Genomic DNA, 21,376 nt, shown 5'->3' with positions numbered 1-21,376 from the left:
AAAAGTAGATGGATTTGTATGGATTCTCTTACTCAATTCGTTCTGGGCGCCGCGGTCTCCAGCGCTTGCCTGGGCGGAAAGATCGGACTGCGCAAGGCGGCCCTTCTTGGTGGCCTGTTGGGCACTTTGCCGGATCTGGACGTGCTTCAACCATTCGCTGATCCGGTCGACAGCTTTGTCTTTCACCGGGGCTGGAGCCACTCGCTGGTGGTTCATGTAGCTGCAACACCGCTGATTGGTGAGGCGCTGGTTCGAGTGTTCAAAAGCTGGAAGGAGCACCGGTGGCGGGTTTGGGCGGCGGTCTTTCTCTGTCTGTCCACTCATGCCCTGCTGGATGCCTTGACGATCTACGGCACGCGACTACTCTGGCCACTCTACCCAGACCCGGTCGGAGTGGGGTCGGTTTTCATCATCGATCCGGTCTATTCCCTGCCGCTGCTTTTCATCGTCCTTTGGGCGTTCATACGTGGTCGCTGGTCGGACGCGTTTAAAACGGGGTTGAGCGTTGTCCTCGTTCTGACGACTGGATATCTCGCCTGGGGGATCGGCGCCAAGACTTACATGGAAGCGAGAGCTGAAAGGCTGTTCAAGCAGGCCGGGGTGGCGCCGCAGCGCATATTGGCGCAGGCGGCACCGTTCAATACGCTTTTATGGAAGGTGATCGGCCTCGAGGAGGGGCGGTATCACAATCTCTATCTCTCGGTTCTGGATGATCAGGACACTCAGCCGGTTTACACCCACGCCCGTCATCTGGAGCTGTCGTCTTGTCTCGACGACAATCTGTCTTTTCAGAAGCTGGACTGGTTCAGTCACGGGTTCTTCCGGGCGGATCGCAAGGGCGACCGCGTGTCGATCTCAGATTTGCGCATGGGACTGACGCCTGGGTACACGTTCTCTTTCACAGTCGCTGAGCTGGAAGCGGAAACCTTGCGTGAGGTCGCGCCGGTGCGCGGCCTGCTGACGCGCAGAGCTATTGCAGAAGGTGACTGGGACTGGCTGAAAGCACGTACTCTCGGGAAGTCCACCATCCGCCCGGCCGAGATTGCGTTCATCGGGGCAACGGAGCCGCCAGTGCCAGAGCCTGCCTGCTGAATGTCCTTACTGGTCCATCAGGGCCTCGACATCGTCCGACGTCATGTCGAGAACGATCCCGTGGCTGTTGACCGCAAAGTTTTCGGCTGGAAAGCGTACTGACTTGGAGCCGATCCCGAAAAAGCCGCCGAGTTCAGCATCTAGACTGACAAGAAGGCCGTTTTCGTTCACCTGAACCTGCGTGACATCGCCAAGGGTCTGGCCTTCCAGGGACAAGACAGGCTCCCCGATCAGCTCCTTGGGAACGGCAACGGTTGCATCCGTTTGTCCGTCGGTTCGCGGCACTAGAGGCTTCTTGGTTTGGTTGACGCCGTCAGCAGGTCCGTCGGTGCTGGGGCGGACCACCTGAACCTCCTGACCCAAGGCGTGGGATGAAAAGACAGTCGTTAACAGGCCGAAGCAAACGCAGCCGGTTATCAGCAGGAGACGAGCTCCCAAAAGGCCGATGTCGTCGGTGGCGTTTCTGCCAAGGGCATCATCAAGGCGATCTAGCATGGTCGTTTCCTTCTCCAGCTCCCGGATCTTTGGAGCGTCGCCACCTGAGCAGCTGTTATTTCCTCAGGGTAAACGACGAAGATGGCAAAAAGTTCGCGGGAATTTGACAGGTCAGGTGGGGGACCCAATTGCCTCCGATGCCGGGAGCGGACTCGTAAGAGAGATTTGGCATAAAAAAAGGCCGTGCCTTTCGGCACGACCCTTTTTGCAAGTTTTCCAGCTAGTGATTACCTATCTGCAAGAACTTTGACTTCAGCTTCGCTCATGTTGAGCTTCAGCTCTTCACCGGAGATGGTGAAACGATCGGCCGGGATGGTCACAGTGTCGGCACCAATACCCAGGAAGCCACCAACTTCAGCTTCGATGGAGATCAGGTTGCCGGAAGCATCACGGTTCACGGATGCAACTTCACCAACAGATTCACCGTCTACAGTTGTAATGGTATAGCCGGTCATGTCCATATCCATGGCAGCGGCCTGCTGGTTCAGAAGCGGAGTCTGGTCGCCGTTTGCGTCACCAGTAATGGTCTCCGGAGTTTCGACTGCTGTGGCATCGCCTTCGGCCATGGCCTCTGCGTTAGCAGCGGCACCCGGCATGACCTTGGTTTCGCCGTTTGCGTCACCAGTGATGTATTCCGGAGCTTCGCCTGCAGTTGCATCGCCTTCAGCCTTGACTTCAGCCTGCGTGGAAGCGCTCGGCATGATCTTGACTTCGCCGTTTGCATCGCCGGAGCTTGCAGCGTTTGCTGCGCCAACGAGTGCTGTCGTTGCGAAAAGACCTGCAAGGATTGTGTTGATAGTACGCATGAGATTTCTCCTTCTGCTTTGTTAATGACGCCACCCACTGACTTTGTTATGAACTGATCGATGGGTATCAGCGTCGGCGTTCGAGGAGCAAACACTCTGAGGTAAAAGATCGTTCCGAAAAAAAACGGACTTATACGATTAAATAAAATTCCCCGTTTTTGGAACTAATACGGCCTCACGGGCTCGACAAAATCTTTTCACATTCCAGACACATTTCGCTTTATGGGCAAAAAATGTAAATATGGTCGAGTTATATTATATTTTGGCTACATAGATCATGACGCATTGGCGGAGCTCAGAGTATAGGAGCTCAGAGCATAAAGGCGGTCGGGGCTCGAATGGAGTGTCGGCCATGAAAAAAGCAGGCCTCAGGATCTGAGGTCTGCTTCTTTAAAGCTCAGCGCAATACGAGGTGCTTTACGCGCTTTCGGTCACCTTCTGGGTAACCAGTCTGGCCACGACGTTCTCGATAATCTTGTGACCAGCATCCTGATCCAGTGACATGATGCTTTCCGGGTGGAACTGCACGGCGGCGATCGACTCCTCGTCATGCTCGATCGCCATGATCACTCCGTCATCCGTCTCTGCGGTGACCCTGAAGCCAGTCGGCAGTTTGTCTTTCTTTGCATAAAGAGAGTGATATCGGCCGACGATGACCGGTGCCTGCAGACCGTCGAAGATCAACGAGTTGCCGGAGACGGAGATTGCTGAAGGCTTGCCGTGCATCGGAACATCCAGCTGTCCCAGTTCGCCGCCCATACTTTCTGCCAACGCCTGCAGGCCGAGGCAGACACCAAAGATCGGCAAGGCCCGTGCTCGTGCCCGACCGATGGTCGCCGCACAATCGAAGTCCTTCGGGTTGCCTGGGCCAGGCGACAACACCACCAGATCCGGGTTCACATCGTAAAACACATGATCGGCGACAGGGGAGCGATAGGTAACGACTTCGGCGCCGGTTTGCCGGAAATAGTTGGCCAGCGTGTGAACGAAGCTGTCCTCATGATCGACAAGCAGGATCTTGATGCCTGCGCCTGGTTTGGCCTTGGCAGCCTCTGCCACGCCCTTGGTCGCCAGACCGGCCTCACGTACAGCGGCGCGCATGGCCTCCGCCTTCAGCTCGGTCTCAGCTTCTTCGTCCTCCGGTACGCTGTCGTAAAGCAGGGTGGCTCCGGCACGGATCTGCGCAACGCCATCCTTGATGCGCACGGTGCGCAGGGTCAGGCCGGTGTTCATGTCGCCATTGAAAAGCACGGCACCAATCGCACCGCCGTACCAGGCACGCGAGGACTTCTCGTGGTTTTCAATAAACTCCATCGCCCAGCGTTTTGGCGCGCCTGTGACGGTGACTGCCCAAGTGTGGGACAGGAACGCATCAAGCGCATCCATATCAGGGCGCAGAATCCCCTCGATGTGATCCACTGTATGAATCAGACGGGAATACATCTCGATCTGGCGCCGACCGATGACCTTGACCGATCCCGGCTCGCAGACCCGGCTCTTGTCGTTGCGGTCGACGTCGGAACACATTGTTAGCTCTGCTTCGTCCTTGGCGGAGTTCAGCAGCTTGCGGATCTGGGCCTCGTCCTCGATGGCATTCTTGCCGCGCCGGATGGTGCCCGAAATCGGGCAGGTCTCGACCCGGCGGCCTCCGGTGACGCGGACATACATTTCCGGCGAAGCGCCAACCAGGTACTCCTGATTGCCCAGATTGAAGAAGAAGGAATAGGGGGAAGGATTGATTTGCGCCAGACGGCGGGAGACGGCAGAAGGCGGGTTGGGGCAAGCTTCATAGAACGTCTGACCTGGCACGGTTTCGAAAAGATCCCCACGCCGGAAGTAGTCCTTGGCCTGTTCCACCAGCTTGGCATATTCGCCCGGTTCGTGATCGCCACGGCCCGGATCTTCGTTCGCAGGAGCATAGGGGGTCTTGTCGCCGTCGCGCGGCAGCCCCTTGGTCGACTTGCCATCTACCTCGAATTCATACTCCAGAACATGCGCACGCTTGCCGTGGTGATCGACGATCAGAATTTCGTCGGGCAGGAACAGCACCACATCGCGCTGATCGTCCGGACGGGAAAGCTTCAGGTCAATCGGCTCAAACTGGAAAGCGATGTCGTAGCCAAAGGCACCATACAGACCAAGCTGATCGTCTTCGCAGGCAAACAGCTCTTTCAATGCGCGGACGATGGAAAAGGTCGACGGCTGCCGCGAGCGCTCTTCCTCACGGAACGCGCGTCCCGGCTTTTTGACACTCAGCTCGATGTGGTTCTCGTCGGCCGAGAAGGTGGCAACATCCGGATGGTTCTTCAGCGCAGCGGCAACCGCTGGCATCAGCAGGCGCCCGCGGTCGTTCAGCGCCTTGATCTCGACGGTGCGATCTGCGGCTTCCATCACCAGCGGCGGATTGACCAGCGCCATATCCCAGCGGGTATAGCGGCCCGGATATTCGTAGGAAGATGCGAGCACCGCGCCGCGCTCCTGATCCAGCCGGTCGATCCAGGCATCTGTGCCGGCTTCATAGTCGGAAGGACGGGCGGAACGGTGGATGGTGATCCCGCCCTGGGTCTTGAAAGTCTGGTCGGCGAAGGCCGGCATTAGTCTCTTCCTTCTTAATCCTGCGACCGCGGTTGGACGGCGGCCCGGCTGGTCTTGATCTGTCCAAGAACATAAAAAAAGCCGCCAGCGGGTTCGCGGCGGCCTATCAAAAACTCAAGTCACTACAGACACGAGGATGCGCTGGCCGCCAATTAAGCGTCCCGCCACCACCAGTTCTGGATCTTGAGCATGTTCATGGAAATCTGCATAGCCGAAAGGCGCAGGCGACGCAATAAGAGAACGCTAAGGCATCGTCATGGGCTTTTGTTTTTCTGCTTCGTGGCAATTGGAAAGCAGCTCTGCCGCCCGCCTGTGGCGGCAGAGGCTCAAGAGCAACCCGCCAATCAGTCGGCGTAGGCGCCTGCGGAATAGGTCAATTCATAACTGTGGCTGTAGATCTCGAAGACATTGCCGAAGGGGTCTTCGACATAGACCATGCGGTAGGGTTTCTCATCTGGATAATATTCGCGCACCGGCATGCGTTGTTTGCCGCCTGCCTCGACAATGCGCGCTGCCAGGCCTTCCACGTCCGGGTCCTGAATGCAGAAATGGAACAGTCCATGCCGGCGGAAATCGAGATTGTCCTCAGGAGGAAAGTTTCCAGCGAACTCGAACAGTTCGATGCCGATTCTGTCTGCTGTGGCCAGATGGGCGATCCGCAGCTTTTCCCAGCCTTGGGAGAACACATCTGTACACATGCGGCCGATCTCGCTGTCATCTTCAACCACCGTAGTCGGTGGCATGATGACGTAAAAGCCTAGGACGTTTGCATAGAACTCGATGGCTTTGTCCAGGTCCGGGACAGATAGGCCGATATGCGAAAATGATCTTGGGTAGGTGGGCATAATATTCTCCTTTGGTTGCGACCTCATGTATGCCCTTTGTCGGATATTTAAAAATTATCATCTTTGATAATTTGTATTATAAAACGTTATAATTATTCGTTCTGAGTGAGGCGCGATGCTGAATTCCCAATGGCTGGAGACCTTTACCTGCTTGTGCGAGACCGGAGGGTACTCGCGAGCTGCGGAGCGCCTGAACATGACCCAACCAGGGGTTTCGCAGCACATGCGCAAGCTTGAACAGCAGGTCGGTCAGCAGCTGGTCACCAAATCCGGCAAGAGTTTCACTCTGACCGAGGCGGGCGAGGCGGTTTATCGGCTTGGCGTGGCCCGACGTGCTGAAGAGGAGCAACTCGCCGCGGAAATTGGCACCGACGATCCGTCAGTGGGGACAGCAGCGCTTGCTTGTTCGGGAAGCTTCGCCATGATCCTCTATCCGGATCTGGTGGCGGAAATGGCGAAGGCGTCTCAACTGTCGGTTCATCTTGAAGCAGCGCCTCAAAGCAGCATTCTGGCCGGCCTGGTTGAGGGCAAGTTTGATCTTGGGGTCCTCGATCACCCCCCTCACCGTGCCCGCATAGAAGCGGAGAGAATTGGCTTTGAAGAATTGTGCCTGATCCTGCCTGCTTCCGTATCTGAGAACGTGCCGACGTTTTCCAGCTTGGAAACTTTGGGGTTCATCGCTCACCCGGACGGATACGAATATGCGGACGCCCTGTTCAGCCTGAATTATCCGGGCGAATTTGAGGGCGCGCGTCGGTTGCGTCAACGAGGCTTCGTCAACCAGATTGGCCAAATCCCCGCTCCGGTGGCATCTGGCGTGGGCTACACGATCTTGCCTCGCAGTGGGGTTGCGACTTTCCGTGGCCGGGGCAAACTGCGTATTTCCCAGTTGCCGAAGCCTGTTCGACGTGACATCTGGCTAGCCTGGCGCCGGGGACGCACGCTCCCCGGACGCGTCAATCTTCTGGCCGCTATCGTTCGGGATGTTGCTGCCCGCCTTCGCACGGTCTCAGGGGCTGAGCCAGAGGAGTGAACGCTCAGCCGCTTCTTTTCTCGTCACGCGAGGTAGGAATCGGACATTCTAGGTCCGACCGCTTCTCTGACATTTCGAGTTTCCATCAATGGCCGACCACATCCAACGGATCCAGAAGGTAAATGCCGGCTATCAGCTCGCCGGCAGATTGGGCGGGCGTTTTGTTTTTGCTTGCCTGATCCTAAGCGCGATTCTTTCGGCCTTGGTGTGGGTGCCTGACGGCGCAGCGAGGCTGCGGCATTTACCAGCAACTATCAGCGATCCGATTTCGGAGGATCTCGCCGCTTTTTATCGCGCTGGGCAGATGGCGGCAGAAGGACGAGGAGTCGAAGCCTATGATGTGGAAGCGTTCAGAGCGCCCTTAACCGGCCACGCCGAAACCCTGGTGTTCCGCTATCCGCCGCACTTTCTTCTCATGGCGGAGCCGTTGGCGTGGATGACATACGGCCAAGCCAAAGCGGTCTTCCTGCTGATCTCCCTGGGGGCTTTAATTGCCATCCCAATCATTCTGGGAGCCCCGGCAGTCATGGGATTTTTTATCGTCGCCAGTGGTATCGGTTTTCATACGCTCAACATTTTGAACAACTCCGTGCTTGCGATCCTGTTGATTGTGCTGGGGTTGGTTCTCTCCGAAAGAAGACCTTGGCTTGCAGGCTTTCTGTTGGGGCTGGCGACCGTAAAGCCGCAATATGGCCTGATGGTACCGGTCTTCCTGCTGGCGAGCGGGCACTACCGAACCATTGTCTCGGCCTGTGTAACGACGGCGGGGCTTCTTGCTGCCAGTGCGCTGTTGTATGGCGGGGAGGTGTTTGGAGCCTACTTGGGCACGTTTAGCGAGGAGATATATGTTTCTTACCTCAACGCAGCGACGCTGGGTTTCTTCAATGTCACATCCATGCTCGGTAAGTTGGGTCTCCCGCTTATGGCGCGAGATGGCATCTATATACTCATCATTGCGATCTCCACCGGCATTGTCTGGGTCGCGGCAAGAAGGTGCGAGGCCTGGCAGGCACTTGGACTATGCTTCCTGGCCTCTGCCTGCGCGGCACCTGCTTTCATGGCCTATAGCTGGCCACTGCTGGCGGCGGCACACTGCGCCTTTCTGAAGGAGCGTGAACCCTGGCCGGCGGGTGTGCAAGTGGTGCTGGGTTTGTTGTGGCTGCAGCCGATGGCGACGTCGATCATCACGGCGATGCTCCCCACCGACGGTATGAAACTCGCTTACTCGATAGTTCCGTCCGTCAACATTCTTCTGGCTCTTTTGGTCTGCACCGCCTGGCTTTGGTGCAGGGAAGCCGACGCTGCCGAACAGAGTGTTCGTCCGAGGTGAACAGTTCGAGCTTTTGTTCGATGACACTAACGCTTACCTTCCCTCTCAATGAAGCGCCTAGAGTTTCTCTTTAAGAGTGCTTGGCCCCAATGCAATCCTCGGAACCTGTCAGGTGCCCTTATGAGCAAAAATCTTGAACTCGGCCTCGATACGTTTGGTGACATCACCGAAGACGGGAATGGCAAGCTGAAACATGAAGCTAAGGTTTTGCGGGATTTGGTTGAGGAAGGTGTTCTGGCCGATCAGGTCGGTGTTGATTTCCTTGGCCTTGGGGAACATCATCGCAAGGACTTTGCAATTTCCTCTCCGGAAATCCTGATGACCTACATTGCGGCCAAAACCGAACGGCTGAAGCTTGGGACTTCAGTGACGGTCCTGTCGTCGGACGATCCGATCCGGGTGTTTCAACGCTTTTCGACGCTCGACGCCCTGTCTGGCGGACGGGCGGAAATCACCTTGGGGCGCGGATCCTTTACCGAGAGCTTCCCGCTCTTCGGCCATGACCTCAATCAATATGAGGTTCTGTTCGAGCAAAAACTGGATCTCCTCACGACCCTTTGGGCGGATGAGGTCGTCAGCTGGTCCGGCGACATTCGTCCGCCGTTGAAACGTCAGTCAGTCTTTCCGCGATTTGAGGACAAGGGACCGACAATTTGGGTCGGTGTGGGCGGCAGTCCCGACAGTGTCATTCGGGCCGTCACCTATAACCTCCAGATGATGCTGGCGATCATTGGCGGTGACCCGGAGCGCTTCAAGCCTTACGTCGATCTTTACCACCGTGCATGTGATCAGATGGAACACCCGGTCAAACCACTCGGCGTTCATTCGCCCGGTCATGTGGCTGAAACGGACGAAGCCGCGGTCGAACAGCTGTGGCCGCATTACAAGGCGTTTCATGATCGCTTGGGACGGGAACGTGGTTGGTCACCGATGGGCAAGGATGCGTTCTTGTCGGAAGTTCGCAACGGATCCGTGTATGCTGGTTCGCCGGAAACGGTCGCCAAGCGGATTGCCAAGACGATGAAGACCCTCGGCCTGAGCCGCTTCGATCTGAAATATGCCACGGGCCCAATGCCGCATGCGCAGCTGATGAAAAGCATTGAGCTTTATGGTCGCAAGGTCATCCCACTGGTTCGGGACATGATGAGCTGAGTTGGCGCTCGCCTGAAACGCCACTTGGCTTTGAGACGAGGCGGACCTTGGGTGTCACGTCGTCTCAGGGGCTTTGAAACCGTAGGTTACGGTGTGGCGGGGAGGGCGGCATCTGGCTGGTTTGTCTTGACCAGAAGCGCTTGCAGCTCGTCCTCTGGCATCGGGTAGGCCAGCAGATAGCCTTGCACCAGGCTACAGCCAGATTCGCGCACGAAGTCGAGATCCGCCTGGGTCTCTACCCCTTCGACAAGGGTGGTCGCACCAATACTGGAGGAAATTCGCGAGACACCTTGAATGATGCTCTTGCGCATGTGGTCGTTGGGTTCCCGCAGGAACGATCGATCAATCTTCAGAAGGTCCGGACGCAGGCGGGCCAGATAGGCGACATTTGAATAGCCGGTGCCAAAATCATCGAGTGCCAGCCGAATGCCAAGAGCCTTCAGAGCCGCAAGGTTTTCGTTTAGCTGAGGGCTTTCGCTCAACAGAACGCCCTCGGTGATCTCCAGTTCAAGCTTGTTCGCTGGCATATTCCAGCGCCGGAGAATGGCTTCCACATGTGCCCCAAGTCCGACCCGTTGGAAGCTATGGGGGGACAAGTTGATGGCAATGCGGTCCAGCCCGTTCGGCATGTTGACCCAATGCGCAGCGGCTCGGCAGGCTGTGTTCAGTACGAATGTGTCGATAGACCAGATGTGCTGGCTTTCTTCCGCAACCGCAATGAATTCGTCAGGCCGGATAATCGTGCCGGTGCGTGAACTGCGCCAGCGGATCAGCGCTTCAGCGCAAACAATCTTGTTACTGCGAACGCAAAACTGTGGCTGATAGACAAGGAAGAACTCACCGTCGGCAATGGCACGTTTCAGGTCGGAGCGGATCGCATCTTGTCGACGCTGCTTTTCTGACAGGTCATCGTGATAAAAGGCAAAGCGCCCGCGACCATTGCGCTTGGCCTCAAGCAGGGCGGCATCAGCGCGCGACACGGCCTCATCAACAGTTTCTGCGTCTTGTGGCCAAAGGGAAACACCGCAGCTTAGCCCGACCGGCATGGTGCCGCCGCCGTCCATGGGCAGTTCTGGCGGGCGGCTAATCAGTTTGATCAGCTTGTGCTCAAGCGCGGCAGTTCCTTCGCTCCGCAACCGCACGACAGCGACAAACTCATCGCCTCCCCAGCGTGCCACATGGCCTTCGACGCCAAAGAATAGACGTAAATGCGCTGCCGTATGTTTGAGGATCCGGTCGCCGGTAAAATGCCCGAAGTTATCATTGATAGCTTTGAAGCGGTCGACGTCAAACAGCAGAAAAGCAAACTGCGTATCCGGCTCGTCCAGGACCTTCTGTCCGATCCAGTCGGTGAAACCGCGACGGTTCGACAGGTCGGTCAGGCTGTCTTGCCCGTTTGAAATCTGCAATTTTCGGACAATTCGGCGATTGTAGAGAAAAAGCCCGAACGTCAGCATTGCCAGGATCAGCAGAAGAAAAATACTGAAAGCGACTTCGAACGAGACAGCGGAAGCAAGCTTGCGGCGATGACGCAGCATGCGATCCACGTCTAGTTCCACTTGACGCGTGAAGTCGCCGGTCTCTTGCAGCAGGCTGTGGCTGAGGGTTTTTGCTTCATTCAGGGCGCCCGGGTTCAGAGGCACACCAGCAACGACGATCTTGTCCAGCTGTTCCATCAGAGCGTTGGCGGTCAGATTGATGGGGCCTGCCGGATTGGACAATGGTCCGGTTTTCAGGCCTGAGAGATTTTCGAGTCGGACGTAGAAACGGTCTGCCGTTTTCTGGATCAGATCGAGCGCGTTTTGCTTGTTCTCGGAAACCTCCAATGCGCCGAGCATGCTGTCGATCGCTGCCACTTCTGCAAATGTGTAGCGCATATGCCGACCAAGGTGTTGGCCGTAGTCAGTCTCCGGCGGCTTGAGGTGTTCCAGTGAGCGAATCGCAAAGATAGCCGTCAGCGATCCGGCAATCAGGAAAGCCACGCCAAAGACATGAGGGGAGCGGGGAAGGAAGCGTCTGAGAGACGTTGCACCTGATGCCATTTTTACCATTGAATCTCTTGAACCATCCAGACACTGCGGTTCCGGTAACGACGGTGGTTCAGCTCCTCAAAGTCCTGCATCGGATAGATGACCCGTGCTGGGCCACGCTGGCGCAAAGTCAAGGGTTTCCCCTCAGAACGCGTGGCCAGCAGGACCGGCCAGGTTTTCCAATCCTTCTGTGGAATGCTGGCAGCGTAGGCGTCATTTCCACGTACGGTTATTTCTTCCGCATCCAGAGCGCCGAGGTAGGCGAGCACGTCACGCAGCAAAATGCCCTCAAACGTCTTTATAGGTTCTTCGACGGTAATGCTGGCCGTCACCTCATGCATTGGCAGGGTTTCGAGATCTGCCAGCGCGACCTCGCGGACTGAATTTCCGGTTTTGATCGTCAGATGACCGGAAATTGGGAGCCTGTCTGATGGCGTAAATGAGTGAAGCTGCTCAGCTGATGAAAAGGAGTTCATGTAGAAAAGAAGCACGCAAGAAAACGCGACGACATGGATCAGACGGAAAGGCATGGAAAGCAACCGGTTGAGATCAGTTTGCGTTAAGTTGAGGCGCTGCTCAGTATAATTTCGCAAGGCGCAGCGAAAAGATTGCTGCAATGGTATAATTGCCAATTATAAGAAAGTATTAAGGTCAGCACTCGGTTTAAAGGCGAATGTTAAGTAGCCTCCCGTTTCGGAGGTTCAATCTGGGCTTGTTGTGTGGGGGAGCGTGGTACCCTTTGCCGTTTCGGCGCTGCCAAGACGGCACATTGCCTCTCGAGTGCGAAGGATGAGGAGATCTGCGTCAGAAATAATAATCAGCACAAAACACGGGCGTTCTAAGAAAAAATCGCGGGGTTTCACGCCATGAAGATCGGCCTGGCGGTTGACCCGGTCTTCATTATTGTGGCCTACACAAGTGAATGGTGTGCGACGCAATACGAGGGAAAAGATGGACCACTTCGATCTGATTGTCATCGGCAGCGGACCAGCTGGACGCCGCGCAGCCATCCAGGCTGCGAAGTTTGGACGCGATGTTCTGGTGATCGAGAGAGGGCGCCGCGTCGGAGGCGTTTCGGTCCACACAGGGACCATTCCTTCAAAGACCTTGCGTGAGACAGCGCTGAACCTCACTGGTTGGCGCGAGCGTGGATTTTATGGTCGGGCATACCGGGTCAAGAAAGACATTTCCGCCGGCGATCTGCGTGCGCGCCTGCATATTACCCTCGACCACGAAGTCGAGGTTCTGGAACACCAGTTTGCCCGCAACCGGGTCCGCACCCTGCGCGGTGAAGCCAAATTCGTCGATGCCAAGACCATCGAAGTTCTTGGTGACGCTGGCGAGGTGCTGCAATACAGCGCAGACCGCTTCATCATTGCCGTGGGAACCAAGCCCTTCCGTCCGGACTATGTGCCCTTTGACGGCGAGTATATTCTCGACAGTGATGAGATTCTCGAACTGACCGAACTGCCACGCACCATTGCTGTGATCGGCGCAGGCGTGATCGGCGTGGAATACGCCACGATCTTCTCCGCGCTTGATGTGAAGGTGACCCTGGTCGAACCGCGCGACACCATGCTTGATTTCCTCGACCACGAGTTGGTGCAGGATTTCATCCACGAATTGCGAGACCGTGGAATAGCCCTCCGGTTCGGATCGAAGGTCGATAAGATCACGAAACACGGACCTGCGAACTGCGAGATCGAACTTGCCGACGGTCGTTTGGTGCGCACCAACGTGGTCCTGTTCGCGGCTGGCCGAATGGGAGCGACTGGAAGCTTGAACCTGGATGCCTGTGGCCTGGAAGTTGACCACCGTGGCCGGCTGAAAGTAGATGCCCAGACCTTCCAGACCAATGTCAAGCACATCTTTGCGGCAGGTGATGTAATCGGCTTCCCCTCACTGGCTTCGACGTCGATGGAGCAGGGGCGTATTGCGGCTTGTCATGCGCTTGGCGAACAGGCTTATGACCCGCCCGAGTACTTCCCCTATGGCATTTATGCCGTGCCCGAGATCTCTACCGTCGGCATGACAGAAGAAGAAGTAAAACAGCGCGGTATTCCTTATGAATGCGGTATCGCGCGTTTTCGCGAGACCTCCCGAGGCCACATCATGGGCCTCGATTCCGGCATGCTGAAGATGATCTTCTCGCTGAAGACCCGTCGGCTCCTGGGGTGCCACATCGTTGGCGAAGGGGCGACCGAGCTGGTTCACATCGGTCAGGCGGTTTTGAACCTGCGCGGCACGCTGGAGTATTTCGTCGAGAATACCTTCAACTATCCGACGCTGGCTGAGGCCTACAAGATTGCCGCTCTCGATGCCTGGAACCGTATGCCGCCAATGGAAAAATGATCGCCGCACCGGCGATGTGTTTGAAAATGCAAAAAGGGAGCCGCGTGGCTCCCTTTGACGTTTCACACAAGACTTATCCGGCCAAAGTTCAACGTCAATCCTAAGTGAGCAAGCTCAGAACTTAGTCAGAAAACTCTCATAGGTACGGCGAATACCGTCTTCCAGGCCGACGTTAGGCGACCACCCCAGCGCGGTAAGTCGTTCCGCTGACATCAGCTTGCGCGGTGTGCCGTCGGGTTTGCTCAAGTCGTGGACGATGTCACCTTTAAAGCCGATGACCTTGCACACCAGTCGGGTCAGGTCGAGGATCGAGACGTCGGCGCCACTACCGACGTTGATATGCTCGTACTCGGAGTATCCTTTGAGCAGAAACACCAGCGCATCGGCACAATCATCGACATAGAGAAATTCACGCTTTGGCGTTCCCGTTCCCCAGACAGTGATCTGCGGAGTTCCAGCCAGTTTGGCCTCATGCGCTTTACGGATCAGAGCGGGCAGGACATGGCTGCTGGATAGGTCAAAGTTGTCGCCAGGACCATAGAGGTTGGTGGGCATGGCCGAAATATAGTCGCAACCGTATTGCTTGCGATAGGCCTGTGCCAACTTGATGCCGGCGATCTTGGCAATCGCATACCACTCGTTTGTCGGCTCCAGCGGACCCGTCAGCAGGGAGCTTTCCAGGATTGGCTGCTCGGCGAACTTTGGATAGATGCAGGATGATCCAAGAAACAGCAGCTTTTCGACATCATTCTGCCGGGCGGCCTCGATGATGTTGGTGTCGATCATCAGGTTGTCATAGAGAAATTCCGCCGGCCGGCTTTCGTTGGCCAGAATCCCGCCGACTTTTGCGGCCGCTAGCAGGATCGCTTGCGGCTTGGCATTGGCAACCCAGGCGGCGGTCGCACTTTGATCGCGCAGATCCGCGTCCTGGCGGGTGCAGGTCAAGATCTCGCAGTTCTCGGCCTCCAGACGTCGCACTAGTGCGGAGCCAACCAGGCCCCTGTGACCGGCAACCCAAACTCTTTTTCCGGCCAGTTCATAGATCTGTGTCATCTCAGATTTCTTTCATGGCGGTTTCGGTGGCAGCAGCGAGCTGCTGACTGGTAAGGTCTTCGCGCACCATCTCTGCAACGAGATCTGCAATGCCGATTACATGTGACCACCCAAGTTTTTCCCGCGCCTTGGTAGGGTCGCCGATCAGCAGATCAACTTCGGTCGGCCGGAAGTAGCGTGGATCAACCTCCACAAGCACCTCGCCGGTGACGCGGTCCATGCCTTTTTCATCCACGCCCTCGCCGAACCACTCAATCGAGGTGCCGGCTTCCGCGAAGGCCAGGTCGACAAAGGAACGCACAGAGGTTGCTTCTCCCGTCGCCAGGACATAATCGTCCGGAGTTTCCTGCTGCATCATCATCCACATGCCCTGAACGTAGTCGCGAGCGTGGCCCCAGTCCCGCTTGGCATCCAGATTGCCCAGATACAGCTTCTCCTGCTGTCCCAGCTTGATGGCAGCGACTGCACGGGTGATCTTCCGGGTGACGAAGGTTTCACCGCGCAACGGACTTTCGTGGTTGAACAAGATTCCATTGGAGGCATGCATGCCGTAAGCCTCGCGGTAGTTTACCACGATCCAATAGGCGTAGAGCTTGGCAGCGGCATAGGGGCTACGCGGATAGAAGGGCGTGGTTTCTTTCTGCGGCACTTCCTGCACCAGGCCATAAAGTTCCGACGTAGAGGCTTGGTAAAAGCGGGTCTTCTTCTCCATTCCGAGAATACGTATTGCTTCGAGTAGGCGCAATGTTCCCAAACCATCGGAATTGGCAGTGTATTCCGGTGTCTCAAAAGACACCTGCACATGGCTTTGAGCTGCGAGATTGTAGATTTCGTCCGGCTGGGTTTCCTGCACGATACGGATCAGGTTCGTCGCATCGGTCAGGTCACCATAATGCAGGTGAAACCGGCGATCAGCCTCATGCGGGTCCTGATAGATGTCCTCAATGCGACCGGTGTTGAACGAGGAAGACCGCCGCTTGATGCCATGGACGATGTAGCCTTTGTCTAGCAACAGACGGGCAAGATAGGCACCATCCTGACCGGTTACACCGGTGATCAGGGCAACTTTGGCATCCTGGGTCATCTCGTTCCTTTGGTCATCTTATCTGCTCAGATGCCGCCTGACCGGTTCGTCAGCTTAAAATTTGCAAAGGGTGCGCGAGGTGCTGGTACTTTCGCGCAGCGCGTGTGCAATTGGCGAGCTGACAAAAGGTCAGTTGACCGCAAGCAGCTCAACGTCAAACTTCAGCGTTGCGTTCGGCGGGATCACGCCACCGGCGCCACGCGAGCCATAACCCATTTGCGGCGGGATGATCAGCTGGCGCTTGCCGCCGACTTTCATGCCTTCCACGCCAACGTCCCAGCCCTTGATGACGCGACCTGCTCCAAGCGGAAAGGAAAAGGGATCTCCGCGATCAACGCTGCTGTCGAACTTCTTTCCGTCCGTGAGCCAGCCGGTGTAATGCACGGTCACAGTGTCTCCGGCCTTGGCTTCCTGCCCTGTGCCAACCATGACGTCGGTGATTTGCAGATCCTGGGCGGTCGCGAATGTGCTGGTGCTGGCAAACAGGGCGGTGAGAAAGGCAAACTTCTTGAACATGAGGGTCCTCGATTGGATTCGGGTTTCTGGCACTTTGGCTTGGAAATAACGGCAAGGCTATGGCGTTTTCAGCGGATAGAGGGAATGTCCGAAATCAGTTCCAGAGCCAGGCCGCGCCGCGAACGCCTGAGCTGTCACCATGCTTTGCCTTGCGCACAGGTGTATGAAACACATCCGACATGATGAACGGGAGCATCGCCTTTGGCAGGGCGTCATAGAGTTCATCGATGTTCGACATTCCACCGCCGAGCACGAAGACGTCCGGATCAAGCAGATTGGCGGCCATGGCAAGAGCCCGCGCGAGTCGGCTGACGTATCGTTCAAAGGTTGCGTGGGCAGCGGCGTCGCCTTGACGCATCAAGGCGATGATCTCGTCCCCCTTGGCGGGCAATCCCGTCGCCCTCTGGTAATCCCACTGAAAACCGGTACCTGAGCACCACATGTCGATCGCGCCGTCGTGCCCGGTCCAGCTGTCGGGGCCCGGAAACTCGTCGGCGCGCCGCCATGGCAGGGCGATCGCGCCCCATTCGCCACCAATACCATTGGCACCTTGATGTGCTTTTCCGTCGATGGCGATTCCTGTTCCCGAGCCGGTGCCGATGATGATGGCATGGACCAGGTGGCACCCGGCGCCAGCGCCGTCAACAGCCTCAGATACGGCGAGGCAATTGGCATCGTTTTGAATACGAACGGTGCGTCCGAGACGGGTTATCAGATCTTCGCGCAAAGGCTGGCCGTTCATCCAGGTGGAATTGGCATTCTTGACGAGGCCTGTTTCTGGCGAAATGGAGCCGGGTATGCCGAAGCCAAGGGTGCTATGCTCAGGACCCGGATTGCCGACTGCTGCTTCTGCTGCCGCCAACAGCGCCTCGACTGTTGCAAGGCAACCTGCGTAGTCGTTTTTCGGCGTGTCGAGACGTTTGCGGAAGGCCTCCTGACCGTCAGGCGACAGGGCGATGATCTCCATTTTTGTCCCGCCCCAATCGATGCCGAAACGTATTTTGGCGTTCTTTACGCTGTTCGTTGTCAGCGGCTTGGCTGGCTGGGCGCAGGAATGGTCAGGCATGGAAACTCCAAAACTCTCTGCCTTGTTTTAAGCAGGATGCCACGCACTTTCAAAGGCCTGTCGACGCAGTAACTGCATTCTGGGTAGGAACGCCAAGTTGGGCGCCTTTCAGACAGTTTGGCACAATTGCCCCATGCGCGGATGTTCGGAAGCGGGTGCCATTTTATCGGCTTTCACGCTATGAAGTATGGCAGTTGGATCCGTGTGTCGCCGATGCGGTGGGTGTCGGGGCAGAGTAATGCGTTAAGCTCGAGCAAACTTGGGCGAGTACGGGCAAGTGTGGTGGCCAAGTGGCACGAGACGAACGGCCGGTAAAGCAGAAGTGGCGTTTGAGCCTCGGGCATAAGGCTGACGATAGGGCGTCGGCAAACGCATGGCGCTGGCAGGAAGACAACCCGATGCCGAGGCGTGCACGCGCTCCTATATCGGGAAGATCCAGAGCGGGCGCAGATAGCCGTCCTTTGCTTTTGGTCCGGCGCGTCTTGCTCTCTGTTGGCCTTGTCGTGTTTCTCGCCGGGGCCGTTGCCGCGCTTTATGTTTCGGGCATGGTTGCGCATGAGGAAAATGCAGCTGAGGTGGTGACCGCTCCCGCCGCGCCGCCCGATCCGCTGGCGCACATCTCCCAGACAGCACGCGCCCGGCTTCTCGACCGGGACCTGGAGCTCCCAATCCATTTCATTCAGAGCATGCTGGCGGATCCGGAGGCGATCTGTGCCTTGCTGGATGATGTTGGACTTGAGACGAATGATTGGCAGAAGGCGCCATTTTACGACACTCTCTGGCAGTGCGCCTCGGAGACGGTGTCCCTCAGCACAGCCAGCGTCGATTTCGGCAAGGCGACCTTGTTTGTTCTGGTGCGGGGGCGCAGGCAGGGGGAAGTAAGGTCAATCCGGCTGAAGCTCAACGTGCCCGATCCCAACTTGTGGCCCTTCGGCCTTGAGAACCTGCAGGTGGTGTTGGGGCGGCTGGAAAGCCAATACAGCCTCGTCCCGCCGGATGGTTTTGCCGAGGCTGTGGTTGGGTTCCAACGCTATGAGGCCGAACAGCGCGGCGTCAAATTTGCGATCCTGCCGGAAGATCCCGAGTTAGCGGGCGACGATCAGGCATCGCGACGCTTGAACTTGCTGTTTCAGTTTCCGGAAGTCCCGACCATCCTACCGGCGGATGGCTTTCATCAGCGCGCCGACCCGAGCAAGCGAACCGACCGCCCCTTGTTATCGGTGACCGGTCAGAAAACCTTGTCTGAGCCTGTCAGGTAAAAAGCGCCCGGTCGCGCACTAGTGTATCGCGCAGAAATTGCAGGACAAGGCTGATCGGGCGCAGAGAACGCGTGCTTTCATGCTGAACTGTCCAATAGGCTCGGCTGACGATAACCTCTGGCAGGATATGGCGCAGGCCCGGGCGGTCCTTGACCAGAAAGCCGTGCAGAATGCCGATGCCTGCTCCGGCCGCCACAGCCTCGACTTGCCCCAAGGCCGATGCAACTTCAAACCGCGCTGGCCAACTCTTGATGAAGTCGGCGGGATAATTCAGCGCTGGTGAATAGGCCAGATCCTCGACCAGGCCGACCAGGTCATGGGTCTGCAGCTCGCTGATTGACGCCGGCACGCCGCGTTGGTCCAGATAGGCGTCCGAGGCATAGAGCCCCAGTGTGTAGTCGGTCAGTTTGGCCGCCACGAGCCGTCCATGATCCGGGCGCTCGATGGTGATGACGATGTCGGCCTCACGCCTCGAGAGCGAGAAGCTGCGTGGCATCGGAACCAGTTGAAGTGTAAGCCCCGGATGCTGGCGCGTCAGCTCAGACAGCCGAGGCGCAAGATACGCGACACCGAAACCGTCTGGCGCGCCGATGCGCACAGTCCCTGTCACTTCCATCGTATGGGTGCCGAATTGGGCTTCCGCAGCCAGCATTTCGGTTTCCATTCGCTCCGCATGGGGAAGGAAGGCCGCGCCATCATCGCTGAGATAGCAGCCGTTGGTGGAGCGATCGAACAGCCGAGCGCCGAGCGCTTCTTCCAGGGCGGTCAGGCGTCGGGCAACCGTGGCATGGTTGAGGCTCAGGCGTCGGGCCGCTCCGAGAATCTGGCCGGCGCGTGCTACACTCAAGAAAATCCGGATATCATCCCAATTCACGATCACCTCGCGTGGCATTGCTGCCGGTTACTATAATATTTGCACAATAGATACGCCCAAACAGGCCTTGTTAGCGACAAAAATAAAAGGCAACACAGTGCCCAGTGATTAAACCGGCTTAAGCCTGACGATTCCTTATCGTTTCAGGCGAAGTCGAACGGACCAATTTCAGGGAGACATGACATGACGACTATCGGGCATTTCATCGGCGGCAAGCACGTGGAGGGTACTTCCGGCCGCTTCACTGATGTTTTCAATCCGGCAACGGGTGAAGTTCAGGCAAAGGTAGCTCTTGCCAACGAAGCTGATCTGGCAGCCGCTGTCGAGAACGCCAAGGCGGCGCAGCCTGCCTGGGCTGCGACCAATCCGCAGCGCCGCGCCCGTGTGTTCATGAAGTTCGTTCAGTTGTTGAACGACAATATGGACGACCTGGCTGTCCTTCTCTCCAAGGAGCATGGCAAGACGGTTGAAGATGCCAAGGGCGATGTCATTCGTGGTCTCGAAGTCTGCGAGTTCGTCATCGGTATTGCGCATCTGCAAAAAGGTGAATTCACCGAAGGCGCTGGCCCTAACATCGACATGTATTCCATTCGCCAGCCGGTTGGCGTGGGCGCAGGCATCACCCCTTTCAACTTTCCGGCAATGATCCCGATGTGGATGTTTGCACCGGCCATCGCCTGCGGCAACGCCTTCATTTTGAAGCCGTCCGAGCGGGATCCGTCTGTGCCGATGCGTCTGGCCGAACTGATGATCGAAGCTGGTTTGCCGGAGGGCATCCTCAATGTCGTCAACGGCGACAAGGGGGCAGTTGATGCCATCCTGACCAACCCGGACATCAGCGCGGTATCCTTTGTCGGATCGACGCCGATCGCTCGCTACGTCTATGGCACTGCCGCCACAAATGGTAAGCGCGCCCAGTGCTTCGGTGGCGCAAAGAACCACATGATCATCATGCCGGATGCCGATCTGGATCAGGCTGCCAACGCTCTGATGGGCGCAGGTTACGGTTCGGCCGGTGAACGCTGCATGGCAGTCTCGGTGGCTGTTCCGGTTGGCAAGGAAACGGCCGACCGCCTGATCAAGAAGCTTACGCCGATGATCGAGTCTCTGAAGATCGGGCCATATACGGACGACAAGGCAGACATGGGCCCGGTGATCACCAAGGAAGCTCGTGAGCGTATCCTTGGTCTGGTTGACCGCGGCGTCGAAGAAGGCGCTGATCTCGTGGTTGATGGACGCGATTTCAAGCTCCAGGGCTATGAAAACGGTCATTTCGTCGGCGGTTGTCTGTTCGACAACGTCACGAATGAGATGGATATCTACAAGGCCGAGATCTTCGGTCCGGTTCTGTCCGTCGTGCGCGCCAACACCTATGAGGAAGCGCTCGCGCTTCCGATGAATCATGAATATGGCAATGGCGTTGCGATCTACACCCGTGACGGCGATGCGGCCCGTGATTTTGCCTCGCGCATCAACATCGGCATGGTCGGTGTCAACGTGCCGATCCCCGTGCCGCTTGCTTACCACTCGTTTGGTGGCTGGAAGTCTTCGTCTTTCGGCGATCTCAATCAGCATGGTACGGACAGCATCAAGTTCTGGACCCGCACCAAGACCATCACCAGCCGCTGGCCGTCAGGTATCAAGGATGGTGCTGAATTCGTCATGCCGACGATGAAGTAAAAGACATTCGCAATTGCTCTCGCCCGACCTGGCTTTCCGGGGCGGGAGAGAGCAGAGGATTGCTCAACCGAACCTCTCGGCTCCGCCTTCATGTGGAGCCGTTTTTTTGGGTAG

The 21,376-nt window shown here is 57.1% G+C and carries 18 protein-coding genes; 7 read left to right on the top strand and 11 right to left on the bottom strand.

The window, feature by feature from the left end:
• Window positions 1–18 precede the first annotated feature (18 nt).
• Window positions 19–1,092 (top strand): metal-dependent hydrolase, encoded by a 1,074-nt coding sequence (locus tag J0X15_RS07765; RefSeq protein WP_206939493.1) that lies wholly within the window; start codon window positions 19–21, stop codon window positions 1,090–1,092.
• Window positions 1,093–1,098: 6 nt separating this feature from the next.
• Here the strand turns inward: J0X15_RS07765 and J0X15_RS07760 are convergent, their stop codons facing one another.
• The 4 genes from J0X15_RS07760 to J0X15_RS07745 form a co-directional block, all read right to left on the bottom strand.
• Entirely contained in the window at window positions 1,099–1,587 is a 489-nt protein-coding gene (locus J0X15_RS07760) for a PRC-barrel domain-containing protein (protein ID WP_206939491.1), read from the bottom strand.
• A gap of 227 nt (window positions 1,588–1,814) precedes the next feature.
• Window positions 1,815–2,393 carry a PRC-barrel domain-containing protein gene (locus tag J0X15_RS07755; protein ID WP_206939489.1) on the bottom strand — a complete coding sequence of 193 codons (579 nt, stop codon included), beginning with the start codon at window positions 2,391–2,393 and terminating at the stop codon, window positions 1,815–1,817.
• Between the two features lie 417 nt (window positions 2,394–2,810).
• Window positions 2,811–4,988: an anthranilate synthase component I gene (locus tag J0X15_RS07750; protein ID WP_206939487.1), complete on the bottom strand. Its 2,178-nt coding sequence runs from the start codon at window positions 4,986–4,988 to the stop codon at window positions 2,811–2,813.
• Window positions 4,989–5,332: 344 nt separating this feature from the next.
• Complete coding sequence (locus tag J0X15_RS07745; RefSeq protein WP_206939485.1) at window positions 5,333–5,833, bottom strand: lactoylglutathione lyase family protein; 501 nt, start codon at window positions 5,831–5,833, stop codon at window positions 5,333–5,335.
• A gap of 115 nt (window positions 5,834–5,948) precedes the next feature.
• Between J0X15_RS07745 and J0X15_RS07740 the strand changes: the two genes are divergently transcribed.
• From J0X15_RS07740 to J0X15_RS07730, 3 genes are all read left to right on the top strand, one after another.
• On the top strand, window positions 5,949–6,866 hold the full coding sequence (locus J0X15_RS07740; protein ID WP_206939483.1) for a LysR family transcriptional regulator: 918 nt from the start codon (window positions 5,949–5,951) through the stop codon (window positions 6,864–6,866).
• Between the two features lie 88 nt (window positions 6,867–6,954).
• A complete protein-coding gene (locus J0X15_RS07735) occupies window positions 6,955–8,196 on the top strand; it encodes a glycosyltransferase family 87 protein (RefSeq protein WP_206939481.1) in 1,242 nt (413 codons plus the stop codon).
• 120 nt (window positions 8,197–8,316) lie between these two features.
• Window positions 8,317–9,348, top strand: a complete 1,032-nt coding sequence (locus tag J0X15_RS07730; RefSeq protein ID WP_206939480.1) for an LLM class flavin-dependent oxidoreductase — start codon at window positions 8,317–8,319, stop codon at window positions 9,346–9,348.
• An 86-nt stretch (window positions 9,349–9,434) separates the two neighbouring features.
• Here the strand turns inward: J0X15_RS07730 and J0X15_RS07725 are convergent, their stop codons facing one another.
• Together J0X15_RS07725 and J0X15_RS07720 are read right to left on the bottom strand one after the other, a co-directional pair.
• Window positions 9,435–11,399 (bottom strand): putative bifunctional diguanylate cyclase/phosphodiesterase, encoded by a 1,965-nt coding sequence (locus J0X15_RS07725; RefSeq protein ID WP_206939478.1) that lies wholly within the window; start codon window positions 11,397–11,399, stop codon window positions 9,435–9,437.
• Window positions 11,393–11,908, bottom strand: a complete 516-nt coding sequence (locus J0X15_RS07720; protein WP_206939476.1) for a molybdopterin-dependent oxidoreductase — start codon at window positions 11,906–11,908, stop codon at window positions 11,393–11,395. Before J0X15_RS07720 ends, J0X15_RS07725 begins: the two co-directional genes overlap by 7 nt.
• Before the next feature lie 421 nt (window positions 11,909–12,329).
• Between J0X15_RS07720 and sthA the strand changes: the two genes are divergently transcribed.
• On the top strand, window positions 12,330–13,730 hold the full coding sequence (gene sthA / locus J0X15_RS07715) for a Si-specific NAD(P)(+) transhydrogenase (RefSeq protein ID WP_206939474.1): 1,401 nt from the start codon (window positions 12,330–12,332) through the stop codon (window positions 13,728–13,730).
• A 114-nt stretch (window positions 13,731–13,844) separates the two neighbouring features.
• Here sthA and fcl read toward each other — a convergent pair whose 3' ends face one another.
• The 4 genes from fcl to J0X15_RS07695 all read right to left on the bottom strand — a co-directional run bounded on the left by fcl (window position 13,845) and on the right by J0X15_RS07695 (window position 17,383).
• A complete protein-coding gene (gene fcl / locus J0X15_RS07710; protein WP_331461901.1) occupies window positions 13,845–14,774 on the bottom strand; it encodes a GDP-L-fucose synthase in 930 nt (309 codons plus the stop codon).
• Window positions 14,775–14,784: 10 nt separating this feature from the next.
• The gene (gene gmd, locus J0X15_RS07705; RefSeq protein ID WP_206939471.1) at window positions 14,785–15,867 is read right to left on the bottom strand and encodes a GDP-mannose 4,6-dehydratase; all 1,083 of its coding nucleotides are present in this window, start codon (window positions 15,865–15,867) and stop codon (window positions 14,785–14,787) included.
• A 129-nt stretch (window positions 15,868–15,996) separates the two neighbouring features.
• The gene (locus J0X15_RS07700) at window positions 15,997–16,383 is read right to left on the bottom strand and encodes an FKBP-type peptidyl-prolyl cis-trans isomerase (RefSeq protein WP_206939469.1); all 387 of its coding nucleotides are present in this window, start codon (window positions 16,381–16,383) and stop codon (window positions 15,997–15,999) included.
• Between the two features lie 94 nt (window positions 16,384–16,477).
• Complete coding sequence (locus J0X15_RS07695) at window positions 16,478–17,383, bottom strand: ROK family protein (RefSeq protein WP_206940170.1); 906 nt, start codon at window positions 17,381–17,383, stop codon at window positions 16,478–16,480.
• 527 nt (window positions 17,384–17,910) lie between these two features.
• Here J0X15_RS07695 and J0X15_RS07690 point away from each other — a divergent pair.
• Window positions 17,911–18,708, top strand: coding sequence for a DUF6030 family protein (locus J0X15_RS07690; RefSeq protein ID WP_206939467.1), 798 nt, complete (start codon window positions 17,911–17,913; stop codon window positions 18,706–18,708).
• Here the strand turns inward: J0X15_RS07690 and J0X15_RS07685 are convergent.
• Window positions 18,701–19,582 carry a LysR family transcriptional regulator gene (locus tag J0X15_RS07685; protein WP_206939465.1) on the bottom strand — a complete coding sequence of 294 codons (882 nt, stop codon included), beginning with the start codon at window positions 19,580–19,582 and terminating at the stop codon, window positions 18,701–18,703. The two genes, J0X15_RS07690 and J0X15_RS07685, sit on opposite strands and share 8 nt — an antisense overlap.
• 183 nt (window positions 19,583–19,765) lie before the next feature.
• Between J0X15_RS07685 and J0X15_RS07680 the strand changes: the two genes are divergently transcribed.
• On the top strand, window positions 19,766–21,262 hold the full coding sequence (locus tag J0X15_RS07680; protein ID WP_206939463.1) for a CoA-acylating methylmalonate-semialdehyde dehydrogenase: 1,497 nt from the start codon (window positions 19,766–19,768) through the stop codon (window positions 21,260–21,262).
• Window positions 21,263–21,376: the final 114 nt, after the last annotated feature.

Origin of the sequence: Roseibium limicola (assembly GCF_017313085.1) — a bacterium.
Classification (GTDB): domain Bacteria; phylum Pseudomonadota; class Alphaproteobacteria; order Rhizobiales; family Stappiaceae; genus Roseibium; species Roseibium limicola.
Note: the sequence above shows the minus strand (reverse complement) of the source record. Positions and strands in the feature narration are given on the sequence as shown.

Bases quoted from the DNA above. Each gene is read 5' to 3' on its own strand.
- J0X15_RS07700 (WP_206939469.1), bottom strand. From the start codon at position 16,383: ATGTTCAAGAAGTTTGCCTTTCTCACCGCCCTGTTTGCCAGCACCAGC.
- J0X15_RS07765 (WP_206939493.1), top strand. From the start codon at position 19: ATGGATTCTCTTACTCAATTCGTTCTGGGCGCCGCGGTCTCCAGCGCT.
- sthA (WP_206939474.1), top strand. From the start codon at position 12,330: ATGGACCACTTCGATCTGATTGTCATCGGCAGCGGACCAGCTGGACGC.
- J0X15_RS07730 (WP_206939480.1), top strand. From the start codon at position 8,317: ATGAGCAAAAATCTTGAACTCGGCCTCGATACGTTTGGTGACATCACC.
- J0X15_RS07760 (WP_206939491.1), bottom strand. From the start codon at position 1,587: ATGCTAGATCGCCTTGATGATGCCCTTGGCAGAAACGCCACCGACGAC.
- J0X15_RS07725 (WP_206939478.1), bottom strand. From the start codon at position 11,399: ATGGTAAAAATGGCATCAGGTGCAACGTCTCTCAGACGCTTCCTTCCC.
- J0X15_RS07680 (WP_206939463.1), top strand. From the start codon at position 19,766: ATGACGACTATCGGGCATTTCATCGGCGGCAAGCACGTGGAGGGTACT.
- gmd (WP_206939471.1), bottom strand. From the start codon at position 15,867: ATGACCCAGGATGCCAAAGTTGCCCTGATCACCGGTGTAACCGGTCAG.
- J0X15_RS07720 (WP_206939476.1), bottom strand. From the start codon at position 11,908: ATGCCTTTCCGTCTGATCCATGTCGTCGCGTTTTCTTGCGTGCTTCTT.
- J0X15_RS07755 (WP_206939489.1), bottom strand. From the start codon at position 2,393: ATGCGTACTATCAACACAATCCTTGCAGGTCTTTTCGCAACGACAGCA.
- J0X15_RS07745 (WP_206939485.1), bottom strand. From the start codon at position 5,833: ATGCCCACCTACCCAAGATCATTTTCGCATATCGGCCTATCTGTCCCG.
- J0X15_RS07735 (WP_206939481.1), top strand. From the start codon at position 6,955: ATGGCCGACCACATCCAACGGATCCAGAAGGTAAATGCCGGCTATCAG.
- J0X15_RS07750 (WP_206939487.1), bottom strand. From the start codon at position 4,988: ATGCCGGCCTTCGCCGACCAGACTTTCAAGACCCAGGGCGGGATCACC.
- J0X15_RS07740 (WP_206939483.1), top strand. From the start codon at position 5,949: ATGCTGAATTCCCAATGGCTGGAGACCTTTACCTGCTTGTGCGAGACC.